The following is a 17,090-nucleotide window of genomic DNA, read 5'->3' as shown; positions in this document are numbered from 1 at the left end:
CCGGCGACCGCTCCACGCGGCTGCCGGCCCGTTCCCGTATCCCCGCCGCGAAGCCCTACGGGGCGGCGCCCGGACGCACCAGGCCGCTCTCGTACGCGTACACCGCGGCCTGCACCCGGTCCCGCAGCCGCAGCTTCGTCAGCACGTGCCCCACATGCGTCTTGACCGTGGTCTCGCTCACGAACAGGTCCGCCGCGATCTCCGCGTTCGACAGACCGCGGGCCACCAGCTTCAACACCTCGACCTCCCGCTCCGTCAGCGTCCCCAGCGCGTTCGGCACGCTCTCCTCGCCCGACGGCAGATGACCGGCGTACTTGTCGAGCAGCCGCCGCGTGATACTCGGCGCGAGCATCGCCTCACCGGCCGCGACCACCCGGATCGCCTGCACCAGCTCGGTGGCGGGCGCGTCCTTGAGCAGGAAACCGCTCGCGCCCGCCCGCAGCGCCTCGACCACGTACTCGTCCAGGTCGAAAGTGGTCAGCACCAGCACCTTCGCCGGCCCGTCCCGCCCCGGACCGCTGATCTGCCGGGTCGCCTCCACCCCGTCCATCCGCGGCATCCGGATGTCCATCAGCACCACGTCGGGCTGCAGCGCCCGCACCTGGTCCAGCGCCTGCAGACCGTCCCCGGCCTCACCGACCACCGCCAGGTCCTGTTCCGCCTCCAGGATCATCCGGAAGCCGGTGCGCAGCAGTGGCTGGTCGTCGACCAGCAGGACCCGGATCGCCACAGGGTCTCCTCGATTCATCGGACGGCTTCGGCGGACGCCGCCCATTCTGCCCTGGCCCGGCGGTCAGGAATCAGCCGGGAGCCCCGCCGGCGGATCCACCCGCGCCGGCTCCCCGCCCTCCCCGTCCGGCCCGGACCCCGCCCCGGCCGGCGCCGGACGCGGCCCGACGACCAGCGGATAGGGCGGGGGAGTCCCCCCGAACTCCGGACACACCTCCTGGTGGTCGCACCACCCGCACAGCTTCGTCGCCCGCGGCCGCCAGTCACCCGACTCCGTCGCCTCCCGGATCGCCTCCCACAGGGCGAGCAGCTTGCGCTCCACCCGCTCCAGGTCCGCGACCACCGGGTCGTACGTCAGCACGTCCCCGCTGCCCAGGTACACCAGCTGCAGCCGCCGGGGCACGACCCGCTTCAGCCGCCACACCACCAGCGCGTAGAACTTCATCTGGAACAGCGCGCCCTCGGCGTACTCCGGCCGCGGCGCCTTGCCCGTCTTGTAGTCGACGATCCGCACCTCACCCGTCGGCGCCACGTCCACCCGGTCGATGATCCCGCGCAGCCGCAGCCCCGAGTCCAGCTCCGTCTCCACGAAGAACTCGCGCTCCGCCGGCTCCAGCCGCGTCGGGTCCTCCAGCGTGAACCACCGGTCCACCAGCGCCTCGGCCCCGTCCAGCCAGCGCGCCAGCTCGGCCCCTCCGTCCCCCTCGGGGAACAGCTCCACCAGCTCCGGCCGCGCCTCCAGCAGCCGGTCCCACTGGCCCGGGATCAACGCCTTGGCGCGCGGCGCCGTCCGCTCCGACGCGGGATGGTCGAAGAGCCGCTCCAGCACCGCGTGCACCAGCGTGCCCCGCGTCGCGGCCGCACTGGGCTTCTCCGGCAGCTTGTCGATCACCCGGAACCGGTACAGCAGCGGGCACCGCATGAAGTCGCTCGCCCGCGAGGGGGAGAGCGAGGCGGGCGCCACCGCGCGCGCCACCGCGTCGGCATCTGCTGCGCCGGGCACGGCACCGGAACTCGTCGTCATGCGTAAAACCCTACGACCCGCCGCCGACAGCACCCGCATACCATCGACTCCGAACCCCTCGCACTGCATGATCGGTACATCACAGCGCGCCACGGCGTGCCTGGAACCGCAGCGGAACGGGCAGGGAACCCACACAGGACGCCGACGGGGCGGACCCCGCCGGACAGCACCGAACGAAGGACAGCCGTGGCAGACACCGACGAGACCGGCGAGCGCGGAGGCCGGCGCTCCGGACCGGGCGGCGGGATCCTCATGGGCCGCCCCTTCGGCGTGCCCGTGTACGTCTCACCCAGCTGGTTCCTCGTCGCCGCCCTCATCACCTGGGTCTTCGGCGACCAGCTCGACCGCGTCCTGCCCGACCTCGGACCGGTCCGCTACCTCGTCTCGCTCTTCTTCGCCGTCGCCTTCTACGCCTCGGTCCTCGTCCACGAACTCGCGCACACCGTCGCCGCCCTCCGCTTCAAGCTCCCCGTGCGGCGCATCCAGCTCCAGTTCTTCGGCGGCGTCTCCGAGATCGAGAAGGAGTCCGAGACCCCCGGCCGCGAATTCGTCCTCGCCGCCGTCGGCCCGCTGCTCTCCCTCGCCCTCGCCGGCGCCTTCTACCTCGGCATGAACGCCGTCGACCCCGCCACCGTCCCCGGCGTCCTCCTCGCCGGACTCATGATCTCCAACCTGCTCGTCGCCGCGTTCAACCTGCTCCCCGGCCTCCCGCTCGACGGCGGCCGCATGCTCCGCGCCGTGATCTGGGGCATCACCGGCAAACCCATGGCCGGCACCGTCGCCGCCGCCTGGATCGGCCGCGGCCTCGCCGTCGCCATCCTCCTCGGCCTCCCCCTGCTCACCCACACCGGCTTCCTCGGCAACCGCACCGAGGAGGTCGGCGGCATGGAGACCGTCATGGACGCCCTCCTCGCCGCCATCCTCGCCGCCATCATCTGGACCGGCGCCGGCAACAGCCTGCGCATGGCCCGGCTGCGCGAGCACCTCCCCGAACTGCGGGCCCGCAGCCTCACCCGGCGCGCCATCCCGGTCGAGCACACCACCCCGCTCTCCGAGGCGCTGCGCCGCGCCAACGAGGCCGGCGCCCGCGCCCTCGTCGTCGTCGACGGCCAGGGCGACCCCACCGCCATCGTGCGCGAGACCGCCATCGCCTCCGTCCCCGAGCACCGCCGCCCCTGGGTCGCCGTCAGCACCCTCGCCCAGGACCTCACCGCCGGCATGAAGGTTTCCGCGGAACTCACCGGCGAAGAACTCCTCGACCACCTCCGCGCCACCCCCGCCACCGAGTACCTCGTCCTCGAACCCGGCGGCGCGATCTACGGCGTCCTGTCCACCCTCGACGTCGAGAAGGCCTTCGTGAAGGCCATGGCACGGCCCCAGTCCTGAAGCCAATACACTGGTCACATGTCCGAACCGACCGGTGCCGCCCGCCGACGCGGGCCCTTCGAGGTCGGGGACCAGGTTCAGCTCACCGACCCCAAGGGCCGCCACTACACGTTCACGCTCGAAGCCGGGAAGAATTTCCACACCCACAAGGGTTCCTTCCCGCACGACGAGCTGATCGGTGCTCCCGAAGGCAGCGTTGTCCGTACCACCGGCAACGTCGCCTACCTCGCGCTGCGTCCCCTGCTCCCCGACTATGTCCTGTCCATGCCCCGCGGCGCCGCCGTGGTCTACCCCAAGGACGCGGGCCAGATCCTGGCCTTCGCCGACATCTTCCCCGGCGCCCGCGTCGTGGAGGCAGGTGTGGGCTCCGGCTCCCTGAGCAGCTTCCTGCTGCGCGCCATCGGCGACCAGGGCATGCTCCACAGCTACGAGCGCCGCGCGGACTTCGCCGAGATCGCCACCGCCAACGTCGAGCGCTACTTCGGCGGCCCGCACCCCGCGTGGCAGCTGACCGTGGGCGACCTCCAGGACAACCTGTCCGACACCGACGTCGACCGCGTGATCCTCGACATGCTCGCCCCCTGGGAGTGCCTGGAAGCCGTCTCCAAGGCGCTGGTCCCCGGCGGCATCCTCTGCTGCTACGTGGCCACCACCACCCAGCTCTCCCGGACCGTCGAGTCCATCCGCGAGATCGGCTGCTTCGCCGAGCCGCAGCCCTGGGAATCGATGATCCGCAACTGGCACGTCGAGGGCCTCGCCGTCCGCCCGGACCACCGGATGATCGGCCACACAGGCTTCCTGGTCACCGCCCGCCGCCTCGCGGACGGCGTCGAGCCGCCCATGCGCCGCCGCCGCCCCTCCAAGGGCGCCTACGGCGAGGACTACGACGGCCCCGGCAGCGACCGCTCCGCCTGACCGCCGGCCCACCCAACACGACGGCGCCGCGTCGCAGTTCCCCCGCGCAGTACGGGAACTGCGCCGCGGCGCCTTCTCGTTGCCCCGGCCGCGGCGCCCTCGCGCCGCCGCGCCGGACACGCCCGGGCCCCGGCACGCGGCCGCGCCCCGGACCCACCCGTTCCACCCCGGTGTGAGGTGTGGCACGATGCTGGCTCCCCGTCACCCTTCGCACAGGAGACACCCCGCGTGCCGCACAGCCCCTCCGCGCAGCCGGCCCCGGCATGGGAAGACCTGGCGCACAGCCGTACCCGGCCCGTCCACTGGCTCGCCACGGCCACCGCCATGGCCGCCGTCATAGCCGCCGCGGGACTCTTCCAGCCCGCCACCGGCGCATCGCCCACCACAACGGCCGCGGCGCCCGCCCAGGACCCCGCAGGGACCGCGAACGGCCCCTCGGCCACCGCCCCGGACGCCGCCGGCGCCACCTACCCGCTCGACTGCAAGGGCGCCGCCCAGACCGTCACCGCGACCGCGCACGGCGACCTCGACGGCGACGGCCGCCCCGAGACCGTCGCGGCCGTCCGCTGCGCGGCCGGCTCCGGCACCCCGCCCCACGCCGTCTACGTCCTCACCCGCGACCGCACCCCGGCCGCCGCGCCCCGCGTCGTGGCCACCCTGCTCGACCCCGCGCGGCGACAGAACGTCACCGAGCTCACCGTGCGCGACGCCGCCGTCACGGCGACCCTCCTCGGCTACTCCTCGCCGGATGTCCCGCGCTGCTGTCCGGACCTGACCCAGCACGCCAAGTGGCTCTGGACCGGCGGCAAATTCCGCCAGGAGCTGACGGACTCGTCGGCCAGGAGTGTTTGAAACGTCACTCCGCGTCGGGACCGAACACTTCCACCCTGTCCGAAACGCGCCGTACGTGAATACAGTCACCCGGACATTCCTTGGCCGAGTCCACCACGTCCTGGAACAGCGTCAGGGGAACCGGAACCGTCGCCCCCGCGTCCTGCAACAGCTCGTCGTCCGCGCTCTTCACGTACGCCAGACCGTCGATGTCCAGCTCGAACACCTCCGGCGCGTACTGCGCGCAGATGCCGTCCCCGGTGCACAGGTCCTGGTCGATCCAGACCTCAAGCGGCTCCCCGGACCCGCCGGCGCCGCCCGTCGGGGCCTCCTGCTGCACGGTCATATCTCCTGCCGCTCCCTGCACTGAGTGATCCGACCCGGCCACCGCTCGCGGCAAGTCGCGCGAGCCCTCGCGGGTGTTGAACAGTTCGACCTTACAACCGGCTGCTTTCCGATGTTGAAGGGTGGGTATTTCCTAGACGTGAGGGAGTACGCAAGGGTGAAGATCGGACACACCCCTACCGTCTTTGTGATCTAGGGGTTTCAATCACCACCAGCCCAGGTAGGGTCAGGAAGCGTCCAGCTCCCCTTGGAGGAGGTGAGGACCGTGGCAGCCCACGACGACGACATCAACCGCGGCATCCGGCCCGGGCGAGGGTCCGAGGACCCCGCTGGCCAGGTTGCCTATCTTGAGCAGGAAATCGCCGTCCTGCGACGTAAGCTCGCCGACTCTCCGCGACACACGAGGATTCTCGAAGAGCGGATCGTCGAGTTGCAGACGAATCTGGCAGGCGTATCCGCGCAGAACGAACGACTGGCGAATACCCTCCGTGAGGCCCGCGACCAGATCGTGGCCCTCAAGGAAGAAGTCGACCGGCTCGCGCAGCCGCCGGCCGGTTTCGGTGTCTTCCTGCAGACCAACGAGGACGGCACCGTCGACATCTTCACCGGAGGCCGCAAACTCCGCGTGAACGTCAGCCCCAGCGTCGAGCCGGAAGACCTCCGGCGCGGCCAGGAGGTCATGCTCAACGAGGCCCTCAACGTGGTCGAGGCCATGCAGTTCGAACGCGCCGGGGACATCGTCACCCTCAAGGAGATCCTTGAGGACGGCGAGCGCGCCCTGGTGGTCGGGCACACCGACGAGGAGAGGGTGGTGAGGCTCGCCGAGCCGCTCCTGGACATCACCATCCGCCCCGGCGACGCCCTCCTGCTCGAACCGCGCTCCGGCTACGTGTACGAGGTCGTCCCCAAGAGCGAGGTCGAGGAACTCGTCCTCGAAGAGGTCCCGGACATCGACTACGACAAGATCGGCGGCCTGGGCGACCAGATCGAGCTGATCCGCGACGCGGTCGAGCTCCCCTACCTCTACCCGGACCTCTTCAAGGAGCACGAACTGCGCCCGCCGAAGGGCATCCTGCTCTACGGCCCCCCCGGCTGCGGCAAGACACTCATCGCCAAGGCCGTGGCCAACTCCCTTGCCAAGAAGGTCGCCGAGGTGACCGGCCAGCCCGCCGGGAAGTCCTACTTCCTCAACATCAAGGGCCCCGAGCTCCTCAACAAGTACGTCGGCGAGACCGAGCGGCACATCCGCCTCGTCTTCCAGCGTGCCCGGGAGAAGGCGAGCGAGGGCACCCCCGTCATCGTCTTCTTCGACGAGATGGAATCCCTCTTCCGCACCCGCGGATCCGGTGTCAGCTCGGACGTGGAGAACACCATCGTCCCGCAGCTGCTCGCCGAGATCGACGGCGTGGAAGGCCTGGAGAACGTCATCGTCATCGGCGCCTCCAACCGCGAGGACATGATCGACCCGGCCATCCTGCGCCCCGGCCGCCTCGACGTGAAGATCAAGATCGAGCGCCCCGACGCGGAAGCGGCGAAGGACATCTTCGCGAAGTACCTCAAGGCCTCGCTGCCCCTGCACACGGACGACCTGTCCGAGCACCAGGACTCGCGGCCCGGCACCGTCCACAGCATGATCCAGACCGTCGTCGAGCAGATGTACGCCGAAACCGAGGAGAACCGCTTCCTTGAGGTCACGTACGCCAACGGCGACAAGGAAGTCCTCTACTTCAAGGACTTCAACTCGGGCGCGATGATCCAGAACATCGTGGACCGTGCGAAGAAGATGGCCATCAAGGCCTTCCTGGAGCACAACCAGAAGGGCCTTCGCGTCTCCCACCTCCTCCAGGCCTGCGTGGACGAGTTCAAGGAGAACGAGGACCTGCCCAACACCACCAACCCCGACGACTGGGCCCGGATCTCCGGAAAGAAGGGCGAGCGGATCGTATTCATCCGCACCCTCGTCACCGGAAAGCAGGGCGCGGACACGGGACGCTCCATCGACACGGTGGCGAACACCGGTCAGTACCTCTGACACAGCGGAGCGGCTGCGGATGCCCTCCACCGGGTATCCGCAGCCGACTGCTTTACCGACTGCGTTTTCCAGCCGGTGACAGGGCGAAGCCAATGACGGAAATGATCTCCCCACGAGCGCGGAGTGGTTCTAGGCTCTTCCTTACCGCCGGACGCGCAGTGCGGGGTCGGGCACCGCACAGCCACACGCACCGGAGCACCAGCGGTACTTGAGCGCCGCTCCCGAAGGGGAGCGCCGCCGGGCAAGGAGGGCCGCATGACCGTACGGCGAGTAATGGGGATCGAGACGGAGTACGGGATCTCCGTGCCGGGGCACCCGAACGCCAATGCCATGCTCACCTCGTCCCAGATCGTCAACGCGTACGCGGCGGCGATGCACCGGGCGCGACGCGCCCGCTGGGACTTCGAGGAGGAGAACCCGCTGCGGGACGCCCGCGGCTTCGACCTCGCCCGCGAGGCCGCCGACACCAGCCAGCTGACCGACGAGGACATCGGCCTCGCCAACGTCATCCTCACCAACGGCGCGCGGCTCTACGTCGACCACGCCCACCCCGAGTACAGCTCGCCGGAGATCACCAACCCGCTGGACGCGGTGCTCTGGGACAAGGCCGGCGAACGCATCATGGCCGAGGCGGCGGTCCGGGCGGCCCAGCTCCCCGGCGCCCAGCCGATCCACCTCTACAAGAACAACACCGACAACAAGGGCGCCTCCTACGGCACGCACGAGAACTACCTGATGAAGCGGGAGACCCCCTTCTCGGACATCGTGCGGCACCTGACCCCCTTCTTCGTCTCCCGGCAGGTGGTCACGGGCGCCGGCCGCGTGGGCATCGGCCAGGACGGCCGCGATCACGGCTTCCAGATCAGCCAGCGCGCGGACTACTTCGAGGTCGAGGTCGGCCTGGAGACCACGCTCAAGCGGCCCATCATCAACACCCGCGACGAGCCCCACTCGGACGCCGAGAAGTACCGCCGCCTGCACGTGATCATCGGCGACGCCAACCTGTCCGAGATCTCCACCTACCTCAAGCTGGGCACGACGGCGCTGGTCCTGTCCATGATCGAGGACGGGTTCATCAACGTCGACCTAGCCGTCGACCAGCCCGTACGCACCCTGCACCAGGTCTCCCACGACCCGGACCTGCAGCACCTCATCACGCTCCGCAGCGGGCGGACGCTCACCGCCGTGCAGCTCCAGATGGAGTACTTCGAGCTGGCGAGGAAGTACGTGGAGGAGCGTTTCGGCTCCGACGCCGACGACCAGACGAAGGACGTCCTGGCCCGGTGGGAGGACGTGCTGGGCCGGTTGGAGACCGACCCCATGAGCCTGTCGGGGGAGCTGGACTGGATCGCGAAGCGGGAGATCCTGGAGGGCTACCGGCGCCGGGACGGGCTGGAGTGGGACGCGGCGCGGCTGCACCTGGTGGACCTCCAGTACGCGGACGTGCGGCCGGAGAAGGGCCTGTACAACCGGCTGGTGGCCCGAGGCAAGATGCAGCGCCTGGTGGACGAGCCCGCCGTGGAGCGGGCCCGGAGCAAGCCTCCGGAGGACACCCGGGCCTACTTCCGGGGCCGGTGCCTGGAGCAGTACGCGGACGACGTCGCCGCGGCGTCCTGGGACTCGGTGATCTTCGACCTCCCGGGCCACGACTCGCTCCAGCGGGTGCCCACCCTGGAGCCCCTGCGGGGCACCCGCGCGCACGTGAAGGAGCTCCTGGACCGGTGCCGCACGGCGCAGGACCTGGTGCGGGTGCTTTCGGGGCGCTGAACAGGGCTGAAAGGCCGCCGGTCCGGGAATCATGGAAGCAGCCGGACTTGTGGAAGTGCGGGGACGAATGCCGGACCCTCCTTGTAGGGTCCGGCTAGGGTCTGATCTTGAGAGATCCCGATCCGGGGTCTCTCCGTGTGAGCGTGCGAACCGAGCGGGGTGAGGTAGACATGGCGACCAAGGACACCGGCGGCGGACAGCAGAAGGCGACGCGCTCGACCGAGGAGGTCGAGGAGGCGGCGGTCGAGGAATCGACCGACCTCAAGGAGCGCCAGGAAAAGCTCTCCGACGACGTCGACTCCGTACTTGACGAGATTGACGATGTCCTCGAAGAGAACGCCGAGGACTTTGTTCGGAGTTTCGTGCAAAAAGGTGGAGAATAGCCTTCACATCTAAGGTGAACTCGCCGGCATTCGCTCCATGTCCAATGGAACGACGTGGTGCCGCGGGTGCAGCCGCGACGTGCCGCTGAGCGGGTTCGCCCTGGACCGCAATCGTGGCGACGGCTTCAGCCGAGGTGCCGGTAGTGCGTGGCTGAGTACAGTGCCGCGCACTACCGGCGCCGCCAGGCGGCTGGAGGCAAGAACGCGTCGGCGTCTGACGGCTTGTCCACTCGGTGCAGGGCGTGCAAGGCCATCCAGGGCCGGGCTGGGCACCTGCAGCGTTCGTACGGCATCACCGAGGCTGATCGTGACGAGATGATCGCCGCTCAGGGCGGGGTCTGCGCGATCTGTCGGATGGCTCCGGCAGAGCACGTTGATCACGATCATCAGACGGGTAAGGTCCGAGGCGTACTGTGCTTCAGCTGCAACGCAGCCCTGGGGCAGTTCAAGGATCGGCCGGACGTCATACGGCGTGCAGCCGCTTACGTGGAAGGAAACCTGTGGAACCCAACACTCGTAGCACAGGGCGTCTACCGGCAGCCTTCCTGACGCCGGGGTCCTCGTCCTTCATGGACTTCCTGGGCGCGCACTCGCCCGAGATGCTGCCCGGCAACCGCAGGCTGCCGGAGGGCGTGGTCGAGGCGCCGCACGGCACGACCATCGTCGCCGCCACCTTCCCCGGCGGGGTCGTCCTCGCGGGCGACCGGCGCGCGACCATGGGGAACATGATCGCGCAGCGGGACATCGAGAAGGTGTTCCCGGCCGACGAGTACTCCGCCGTCGGCATCGCCGGCACGGCCGGCCTGGCCGTGGAGATGGTCAAGCTGTTCCAGCTGGAGCTGGAGCACTTCGAGAAGGTGGAGGGGACGACCCTCTCGCTGGAGGGCAAGGCGAACCGGCTCTCGACCATGATCCGGAGCAACCTCGGGATGGCCATGCAGGGGCTGGCCGTGGTCCCGCTGTTCGCCGGGTACGACGAGGCGAAGGAGAAGGGCCGCATCTTCTCCTACGACGTGACCGGCGGGCGCTCCGAGGAGCACGGCTACGCCGCCACCGGTTCCGGTTCGATCTTCGCGCGGGGCTCCATGAAGAAGCTCTTCCGCCCCGATCTGACGGAGGAGCAGGCCACCACCCTGGTTGTGCAGGCGCTGTACGACGCGGCGGACGACGACTCGGCGACCGGTGGCCCGGACCTCTACCGCCACATCTACCCGATCGTCACCGTCATCACCGACGAGGGCTTCCGCAGGTTGACCGACGAGGAGTCGCAGGAACTCTCCCGGACGGTCACCAACCGCCGTCTTGAGCAGCCCGACGGCCCCCGCGCCGCCCTGCTCTGACCATCCGTCGCCCCGTAGGAGCCCAGAAGAAAGGGACGGACAGCCGGTGTCGACTCCGTTCTACGTATCACCCCAGCAGGCCATGGCCGACCGGGCGGAATACGCCCGCAAGGGCATCGCGCGCGGTCGCAGCCTGGTCGTGCTGCAGTATGCCGACGGCATCGTGTTCGTCGGTGAGAACCCGTCGCGCGCGCTCCACAAGTTCAGCGAGATCTACGACCGGATCGGCTTCGCGGCCGCCGGCAAGTACAACGAGTACGAGAACCTGCGGATCGGCGGTGTGCGCTACGCGGATCTGCGCGGGTACACCTACGACCGCGACGACGTGACGGCCCGCGGGCTGGCCAACGTGTACGCGCAGACGTTGGGCACCATCTTCTCCTCGGCCGGTGAGAAGCCGTACGAGGTGGAGCTGGTGGTGGCCGAGGTCGGCCCGACCGCGGCGGGTGACCAGATCTACCGGCTGCCGCACGACGGGTCGATCGTGGACGAGCACGGCTCGGTGGCGGTCGGCGGCAACGCCGAGCAGATCAGCACCTTCCTGGACCAGCGCCACCGGGACGGGATGAACCTGTCCGAGGCGTTGAAGCTGGCGGTGCAGGCGCTGTCCAGCCAGGCGAACGGCGCGGACAAGGCCATTCCGGCGGAGCGGCTGGAGGTCGCCGTGCTGGACCGCACGCGGCCGCAGCAGCGGAAGTTCAAGCGGATCCGGGGCCGGCAGCTGGCGCGGCTGCTGGAGGCGGAGGTGACGGCGGCCGAGCAGGCGGACGCCGTGTCGAACGACGAGGCTCCGGAGGACGACGCGGAGTAGCGGTGCTCGCGTGCGGAGCCCCGGTCGAGCCCTGAGGGCGCGGCCGGGGCTCCGTCGTGCGCGGGGTGCGCTCAGCGAACCGGGGCGGGTCCTGTGGAGTCGCGGACGACGAGGCGCACGGGGATGTCGGGCGCGGTCCAGGCGCCGCCGTCGAGGACGGTGAGGAGGGCGGTCATGCCCTGCTCGCCGACCTGCTCGGCGGGCAGCCGTACGGTCGTGAGCTCGGGGTCGACGGCGGTGGCGAGGGCGAGGTCGTCGAAGCCGGTGACGGAGAGGTCCTCGGGGACGCGCAGGCCCAGGCGGCGGGCGGCCTTGCAGGCCCCGGCGGCGAGGATGTCGTCGTCGCAGACGAGGGCGGTGGGCCGGTCCCCGGGGGCGGAGAGGGCCGCCAGGGCGGCCGTGCGGGCCCCGTCGGCGGTCAGGGGGGACCGGACGGTGCGCAGGGTGGCGTGGGGCCGCAGGAGGGCGTTCAGGGCGTCGGCGCGGACGTCGAAGGTCCAGGAGTCGACGGCGGAGGCGAGGTGCAGGAAGCGGCGGTGGCCGTGGCCCAGGAGGTGCTCGGTGATCTGGCGCATGCCGTCGGCCATGGCGAGGTTGACGTGTGCGGCGGCGGCGCCGGCGGAGGGGTCGCTGTCGAGCATGACGAGGGGGAGTCCGTCGCGGCCCAGGGCGTCGAGGGCGCCGGCGGCCATGGAGGAGGCGATGACTCCGTCGAGGGCGGCGCGGGCGGAGGCGAAGGGGTCGCGGGCGGGGCCGGTGCCCTCGGGGGAGGGGTAGAGGACGACGCCGAACCCGTGTTCGGCCGCGACGCGGGCGGCGCCGGTGTAGACGCGGGCGAAGAACTCGTTGGTGAGGGCGGGGACGACGAGGAGCGCGGTGCGCGTGGAGCCCAGGCGGAGGTTGCGGGCGGCGAGGTTCGGGCGGTAGCCCAGTCGTGCGGCGGCGTCGCGGACGAGGCCGGCGGTGCGCTCGGAGACGCGGCCCTGCCATTTGTCGCCGAGGACGAGGGAGACGGTGGCCTGGGAGACCCCGGCGGCGCCGGCCACGTCCCGGCTGGTGGGTCTCGTCACAGAAGGCTCCTGACATGCGTGGTCACCGGCTGTGCGGTGCAGGCGGGGCGGCTCGGGGGGCGGTCGCCGCTGGACTCCCCGAGTGCTGCCATGGTACGTATGACGCAAGACGTTATACGTATTACCCCGGCGGGATCCGGGCGGAGAGGGGCGGACATGGCCGCGGGTTACGCGGAGCTGCTCAGGACCCGGCACGCCGCGAGGCTGCTGGTGGGCACCCTGGTGGGGCGGCTGCCCAACGGCACCGCCTCGATCGCGATCGTGCTGTTCACGCGCGCCGAGGGGGGCAGCTTCAGCCTCGCGGGAGCGCTGGCGGCCGCCTACGGCGTGGCGAACGCGGTGGGCCAGCCGCTGCTCGGGCGGGCCGTGGACCTGTACGGGCAGCCGCGGGTGCAGCTGCCGGCCGCCGTGGTGTCGGCGCTCGGCATGGCGTGGCTGGCGCTGGCGGGTACCGGGACGGCGTGGGCGGCGTACGGGGCCGTGGTGGTCGCCGGGCTGTTCACGCCCCCGCTGGAGGGCGGGCTGCGGGCACTGTGGCCGGGCGTGCTGGGCGGCCGCCAGGAACGGGTGCACGCCGCCTACGCGATGGACGCGGTGGCGCAGGAGGTCATGTTCACGGTCGGACCGCTGCTCGTCACGCTGTTCGTGGCGCTGTGGGACCCGGCGGCCGCGCTCCTGGTGATCAACGCCATCGGCGTGCTGGGCGCCCTCTCCGTGGTGGTCAGCAAGCCCTCGCGGACGTGGCGCTCGGAGCCGCGCGAGGCCCACTGGCTGGGCGCGCTGCGCTCGCGGGGGCTGCTGGCACTGCTGGGCGCCTTCTTCTTCGTGGGCACGGCGCTCGGCTCCATCACCGTGGCGGGCCTGTCCTACGCCGACGACCACGGGGACCAGGCGGTGTACGGCTGGCTGATGGCGGCTCTGGGCCTGGGGGCGCTGGTCGGCGGGGTGTTCTACGGGTCCCGGCCCTGGCCGGGGGCGCCGGAGCGGCGGCTGCGGCTGCTGGTGGCGCTGCTCGCGGTCTGCTACCTCCCCCTGGTGCTGGTCCCGGACCCGCTCGCGATGACGGCGTTGGCGGCGCTGGCCGGCGTGTTCCTGGCCCCGGCCATGGCCTGCGCGTTCATCGTGGTGGACCGGCACGCCCCGGCGGGCACGGTGACGGAGGCGTTCTCCTGGCTGGTGACCTTCTTCGGAGTGGGCGCCGCGATGGGTACGGGGGCCGCGGGGCCGGCCGTGGAACGGGGCGGGACGGCCGCGGGCTTCGGGGTGGCGTGCGTCGCCGGCGCGGCGGCCCTGCTGGTCCTGATGGGTACTCAGCGGGCGCTCGCGGTTTCGGGCCGCGGCCGTGCGGTGGCGGGGTCCGGGGAGCTCTCGCCGGACCCTCTCGTGAAGAACTGATCGGAACGGCGGCCGCCAACCCGGTTTCAGAAGAGGGCGGGAGGCGTAATGTTCAGTCATGGACCGCCGCATTTTCGGGCTGGAGAACGAGTACGGCGTCACGTGCACGTTCAGGGGACAGCGCCGACTGTCTCCTGACGAAGTGGCGCGCTACCTCTTCCGCCGTGTTGTGTCATGGGGCCGCAGCAGCAATGTCTTCCTGCGGAACGGCGCCCGCCTCTACCTCGACGTGGGTTCGCATCCGGAATATGCAACTCCCGAATGCGACAACCTGACCGAACTGGTCACCCACGACAAAGCAGGCGAGCGCATTCTCGAAGGACTGCTCGTCGACGCCGAACGCCGCCTGCACGAGGAGGGAATCGCGGGCGACGTCTACCTCTTCAAGAACAACACCGACTCGGCGGGCAACTCGTACGGCTGCCACGAGAACTACCTGGTGGCCCGGCACGGGGAATTCTCCCGCCTCGCGGACATCCTCATCCCGTTCCTCGTCACGCGCCAGCTGATCTGCGGCGCGGGCAAGGTACTCCAGACCCCCCGGGGCGCGGTGTACTGCGTGAGCCAGCGGGCCGAGCACATCTGGGAGGGCGTCAGCTCGGCCACGACCCGCTCCCGGCCGATCATCAACACCAGGGACGAGCCGCACGCGGACGCCGAGCGCTACCGCAGGCTGCACGTCATCGTGGGCGACTCGAACATGTCCGAGACGACCATGCTGCTCAAGGTCGGGGCCACCGACCTGGTGCTGCGCATGATCGAGGCGGGCACGGTGATGCGGGACCTGACCCTGGAGAACCCGATCCGGGCCATCCGCGAGGTCAGCCACGACATCACCGGGCAGCGCAAGGTGCGCCTGGCGAGCGGCCGCGAGGCCTCCGCCCTGGAGATCCAGCGGGAGTACTACGACAAGGCCGTGGACTTCGCCGAGCGCCGGGGCATCCGCACCGGTGTGGTGGACCAGGTGCTGGAGCTGTGGGGCCGCACGCTGGACGCGATCGAGGCGGAGGACCTGGACCGGATCGGGACCGAGATCGACTGGGTCATGAAGTACCAGCTGATCGAGCGGTACCGGGCCAAGCACAATATGACGATGTCGAATCCGCGGGTCGCCCAGATAGACCTGGCCTACCACGACATCCACCGCCGGCGCGGGCTGTACTACCTGCTGGAGCGAAAGGGGCAGGCGGCGCGGATCTGCAACGACCTCAAGATCTTCGAGGGCAAGTCGGTGCCCCCGCAGACGACGAGGGCGCGGCTGCGCGGCGATTTCATCCGCCGGGCGCAGGAGCAGCGGCGCGACTTCACCGTCGACTGGGTGCATCTCAAGCTGAACGACCAGGCGCAGCGGACGGTGCTGTGCAAAGACCCGTTCCGGTCGGTGGACGACCGGGTGGAGAAGCTGATCGCCGGTATGTAGGCCGGCGGTGGCGGATCTCACCGAATGGGCTCGGCGCGTGCCGGGGCCCCGTACCTCTCTCGTACGGGGCCCCGTCCACGGCTTAGAGTGGCGGCGACCGACCATGCCGTCTGAGATCTGAGGAACACGTGCGCCGACTTGCCGGCCTGATTGTCGTACCCCTCCTGCTGCTGTCGACAGCGGCTTGCGGCGACGACAGCGGCTCCGACTCCGCCCAGATGAAGAACGGGGCCCCCGCGATCACCAAGGGCGCCAAGTTCGGGGAGACCCCCACCCTCGCGCAGGGGCAGGGCACGCCGCCCAAGGAGCTGAAGGTGGTGAAGATCAGCGAGGGCACCGGCCAGGCACTGAAGAAGGGCGACATCGCCCAGGTCAACTACCTCGGCCAGGTGTGGGACGGCAAGGAGCCCTTCGACGCGAGCTTCGGCAAGGGCGCGCCGTTCGACGTGACCATCGGCGCGGGCGCCGTCATCAAGGGCTGGGACCAGGGGCTGGAGGGCCAGAAGGTCGGCAGCCGCGTCGAGCTGGTGATCCCGCCGGAGCTCGGCTACGGAGCCCAGGGCTCGGGCGAGAAGATCAAGCCGAACGCCACGCTGGTCTTCGTCGTCGACATCGTCAAGGGCGCCTCCGTCCCGGCCTCGGCCACGGGCAAGGAGGTCGCCCAGGACAACAAGGACCTGCCCAAGGTCGGCACGAACACGGACGGCAAGGAAGTCGCCGTGACCGTCCCGAAGGACACCGCCGAGCCGGCGAAGCTGGTGTCGAGCTACGTCCTGGAGGGTGACGGCGCGGTCGTGAAGGACACCGACAACGTCGTCGTCAAGTTCAACGGCAAGACCTGGAAGGACGACAAGACCTTCGAGAGCACGTACGCCACGGACCAGACCGTGACGTGGCCGATGGAGCAGCTCTCGGTCAAGGGCCTCAAGGAAGGCCTGGTCGGCAAGAAGGTCGGCAGCCGGATCCTGCTGGTCATCCCGCCGGACATGGCGTTCGGCGACAAGGAGCAGGGCACCATCCCGGCCAAGTCGACCCTGGTCTTCAGCCTCGACATCCTCGCGGTGATGTAAGACTGTTCCGGTTGACCGGTTCGTACGTATGAGGAGCAGTTCCGTGAGCGACAAGCTCGAAAAGCCCGAGATCGACTTCCCCGAGGGCGAGGCCCCCAAGGAGCTCGTCAAGGAGGACATCTGGCTGGGCGACGGCGCCGAGGCGAAGGCCGGCGACATGGTCTCCGTCCACTACGTGGGCGTGGCCTTCTCCACCGGCGAGGAGTTCGACGCCTCCTGGAACCGCGGCTCCGCGCTCCAGTTCAAGCTCGGTGTCGGCCAGGTCATCTCCGGATGGGACCAGGGCGTCCAGGGCATGAAGGTCGGCGGCCGCCGCAAGCTGGTCATCCCCGCGGCCCTCGCCTACGGCGACCGCGGCGCGGGCGGCGCGATCGCCCCGGGCGAGACGCTGATCTTCGTCTGCGACCTGGTGAAGGTCGGCTGATCCGCACTTCGTGATCAGTGGAGGGGCCCCCCCCCGCCGGCGGGGGGCCCCCGCGGTTTACCCGGCCGGCCCGGGGGGGAAGGGGAACGGTCAACGGGGGGGGTCCCGGGGGAGGGCGGTGGGGGCGCGAAGGGGAATTGCAAAGCCC

General features: G+C 70.3%; 16 protein-coding genes and 1 pseudogene. 13 read left to right on the top strand and 4 right to left on the bottom strand.

What is annotated here, in order from left to right:
- Window positions 1-55: 55 nt before the first annotated feature.
- Together ACFWUQ_RS14260 and ACFWUQ_RS14255 are read right to left on the bottom strand one after the other, a co-directional pair.
- A complete protein-coding gene (locus ACFWUQ_RS14260; protein ID WP_384537443.1) occupies window positions 56-730 on the bottom strand; it encodes a response regulator in 675 nt (224 codons plus the stop codon).
- 63 nt (window positions 731-793) lie between these two features.
- Window positions 794-1,753, bottom strand: a complete 960-nt coding sequence (locus ACFWUQ_RS14255) for a RecB family exonuclease (protein ID WP_384537440.1) — start codon at window positions 1,751-1,753, stop codon at window positions 794-796.
- Window positions 1,754-2,005: 252 nt separating this feature from the next.
- Between ACFWUQ_RS14255 and ACFWUQ_RS14250 the strand changes: the two genes are divergently transcribed.
- The 3 genes from ACFWUQ_RS14250 (at window position 2,006) to ACFWUQ_RS14240 (ending at window position 4,906) form a co-directional block, all read left to right on the top strand.
- Window positions 2,006-3,139 (top strand): site-2 protease family protein, encoded by a 1,134-nt coding sequence (locus ACFWUQ_RS14250; RefSeq protein ID WP_384537470.1) that lies wholly within the window; start codon window positions 2,006-2,008, stop codon window positions 3,137-3,139.
- A gap of 18 nt (window positions 3,140-3,157) precedes the next feature.
- Window positions 3,158-4,054, top strand: coding sequence for a tRNA (adenine-N1)-methyltransferase (locus tag ACFWUQ_RS14245; protein ID WP_384537438.1), 897 nt, complete (start codon window positions 3,158-3,160; stop codon window positions 4,052-4,054).
- A gap of 228 nt (window positions 4,055-4,282) precedes the next feature.
- Entirely contained in the window at window positions 4,283-4,906 is a 624-nt protein-coding gene (locus tag ACFWUQ_RS14240; RefSeq protein ID WP_384537437.1) for a hypothetical protein, read from the top strand.
- 4 nt (window positions 4,907-4,910) lie between these two features.
- On the opposite strand, the gene ACFWUQ_RS14235 is transcribed toward ACFWUQ_RS14240, so the two are convergent.
- Window positions 4,911-5,231, bottom strand: coding sequence for a ferredoxin (locus ACFWUQ_RS14235; protein WP_384537435.1), 321 nt, complete (start codon window positions 5,229-5,231; stop codon window positions 4,911-4,913).
- Between the two features lie 264 nt (window positions 5,232-5,495).
- Between ACFWUQ_RS14235 and arc the strand changes: the two genes are divergently transcribed.
- The 6 genes and pseudogenes from arc (at window position 5,496) to prcA (ending at window position 11,563) form a co-directional block, all read left to right on the top strand.
- Window positions 5,496-7,262: a proteasome ATPase gene (gene arc / locus ACFWUQ_RS14230; protein ID WP_384537432.1), complete on the top strand. Its 1,767-nt coding sequence runs from the start codon at window positions 5,496-5,498 to the stop codon at window positions 7,260-7,262.
- 255 nt (window positions 7,263-7,517) lie between these two features.
- On the top strand, window positions 7,518-9,029 hold the full coding sequence (dop, locus tag ACFWUQ_RS14225) for a depupylase/deamidase Dop (RefSeq protein WP_384537430.1): 1,512 nt from the start codon (window positions 7,518-7,520) through the stop codon (window positions 9,027-9,029).
- 170 nt (window positions 9,030-9,199) lie between these two features.
- Window positions 9,200-9,412, top strand: coding sequence for a ubiquitin-like protein Pup (locus tag ACFWUQ_RS14220; protein WP_030233608.1), 213 nt, complete (start codon window positions 9,200-9,202; stop codon window positions 9,410-9,412).
- A gap of 37 nt (window positions 9,413-9,449) precedes the next feature.
- Window positions 9,450-9,961 (top strand): annotated as a pseudogene (locus ACFWUQ_RS14215) (endonuclease VII domain-containing protein).
- Entirely contained in the window at window positions 9,913-10,752 is an 840-nt protein-coding gene (gene prcB / locus ACFWUQ_RS14210) for a proteasome subunit beta (protein WP_384537428.1), read from the top strand. Before ACFWUQ_RS14215 ends, prcB begins: the two are co-directional and overlap by 49 nt.
- 46 nt (window positions 10,753-10,798) lie before the next feature.
- Window positions 10,799-11,563, top strand: coding sequence for a proteasome subunit alpha (prcA, locus tag ACFWUQ_RS14205; RefSeq protein WP_384537426.1), 765 nt, complete (start codon window positions 10,799-10,801; stop codon window positions 11,561-11,563).
- A gap of 71 nt (window positions 11,564-11,634) precedes the next feature.
- On the opposite strand, the gene ACFWUQ_RS14200 is transcribed toward prcA, so the two are convergent.
- A complete protein-coding gene (locus tag ACFWUQ_RS14200) occupies window positions 11,635-12,633 on the bottom strand; it encodes a LacI family DNA-binding transcriptional regulator (protein WP_384537423.1) in 999 nt (332 codons plus the stop codon).
- Window positions 12,634-12,789: 156 nt separating this feature from the next.
- Between ACFWUQ_RS14200 and ACFWUQ_RS14195 the strand changes: the two genes are divergently transcribed.
- The 4 genes from ACFWUQ_RS14195 to ACFWUQ_RS14180 all read left to right on the top strand — a co-directional run bounded on the left by ACFWUQ_RS14195 (window position 12,790) and on the right by ACFWUQ_RS14180 (window position 16,942).
- Window positions 12,790-14,028: an MFS transporter gene (locus ACFWUQ_RS14195; RefSeq protein ID WP_384537420.1), complete on the top strand. Its 1,239-nt coding sequence runs from the start codon at window positions 12,790-12,792 to the stop codon at window positions 14,026-14,028.
- 58 nt (window positions 14,029-14,086) lie between these two features.
- On the top strand, window positions 14,087-15,448 hold the full coding sequence (gene pafA, locus ACFWUQ_RS14190) for a Pup--protein ligase (protein WP_150520358.1): 1,362 nt from the start codon (window positions 14,087-14,089) through the stop codon (window positions 15,446-15,448).
- A 128-nt stretch (window positions 15,449-15,576) separates the two neighbouring features.
- A complete protein-coding gene (locus ACFWUQ_RS14185) occupies window positions 15,577-16,518 on the top strand; it encodes an FKBP-type peptidyl-prolyl cis-trans isomerase (RefSeq protein WP_384537418.1) in 942 nt (313 codons plus the stop codon).
- Between the two features lie 28 nt (window positions 16,519-16,546).
- A complete protein-coding gene (locus ACFWUQ_RS14180) occupies window positions 16,547-16,942 on the top strand; it encodes an FKBP-type peptidyl-prolyl cis-trans isomerase (protein ID WP_384537416.1) in 396 nt (131 codons plus the stop codon).
- Window positions 16,943-17,090: the final 148 nt, after the last annotated feature.

It is taken from the genome of Streptomyces sp. NPDC058662 (assembly GCF_042716255.1).
Lineage (GTDB): Bacteria > Actinomycetota > Actinomycetes > Streptomycetales > Streptomycetaceae > Streptomyces.
This window is presented reverse-complemented; position numbering and strand designations above follow the sequence as displayed.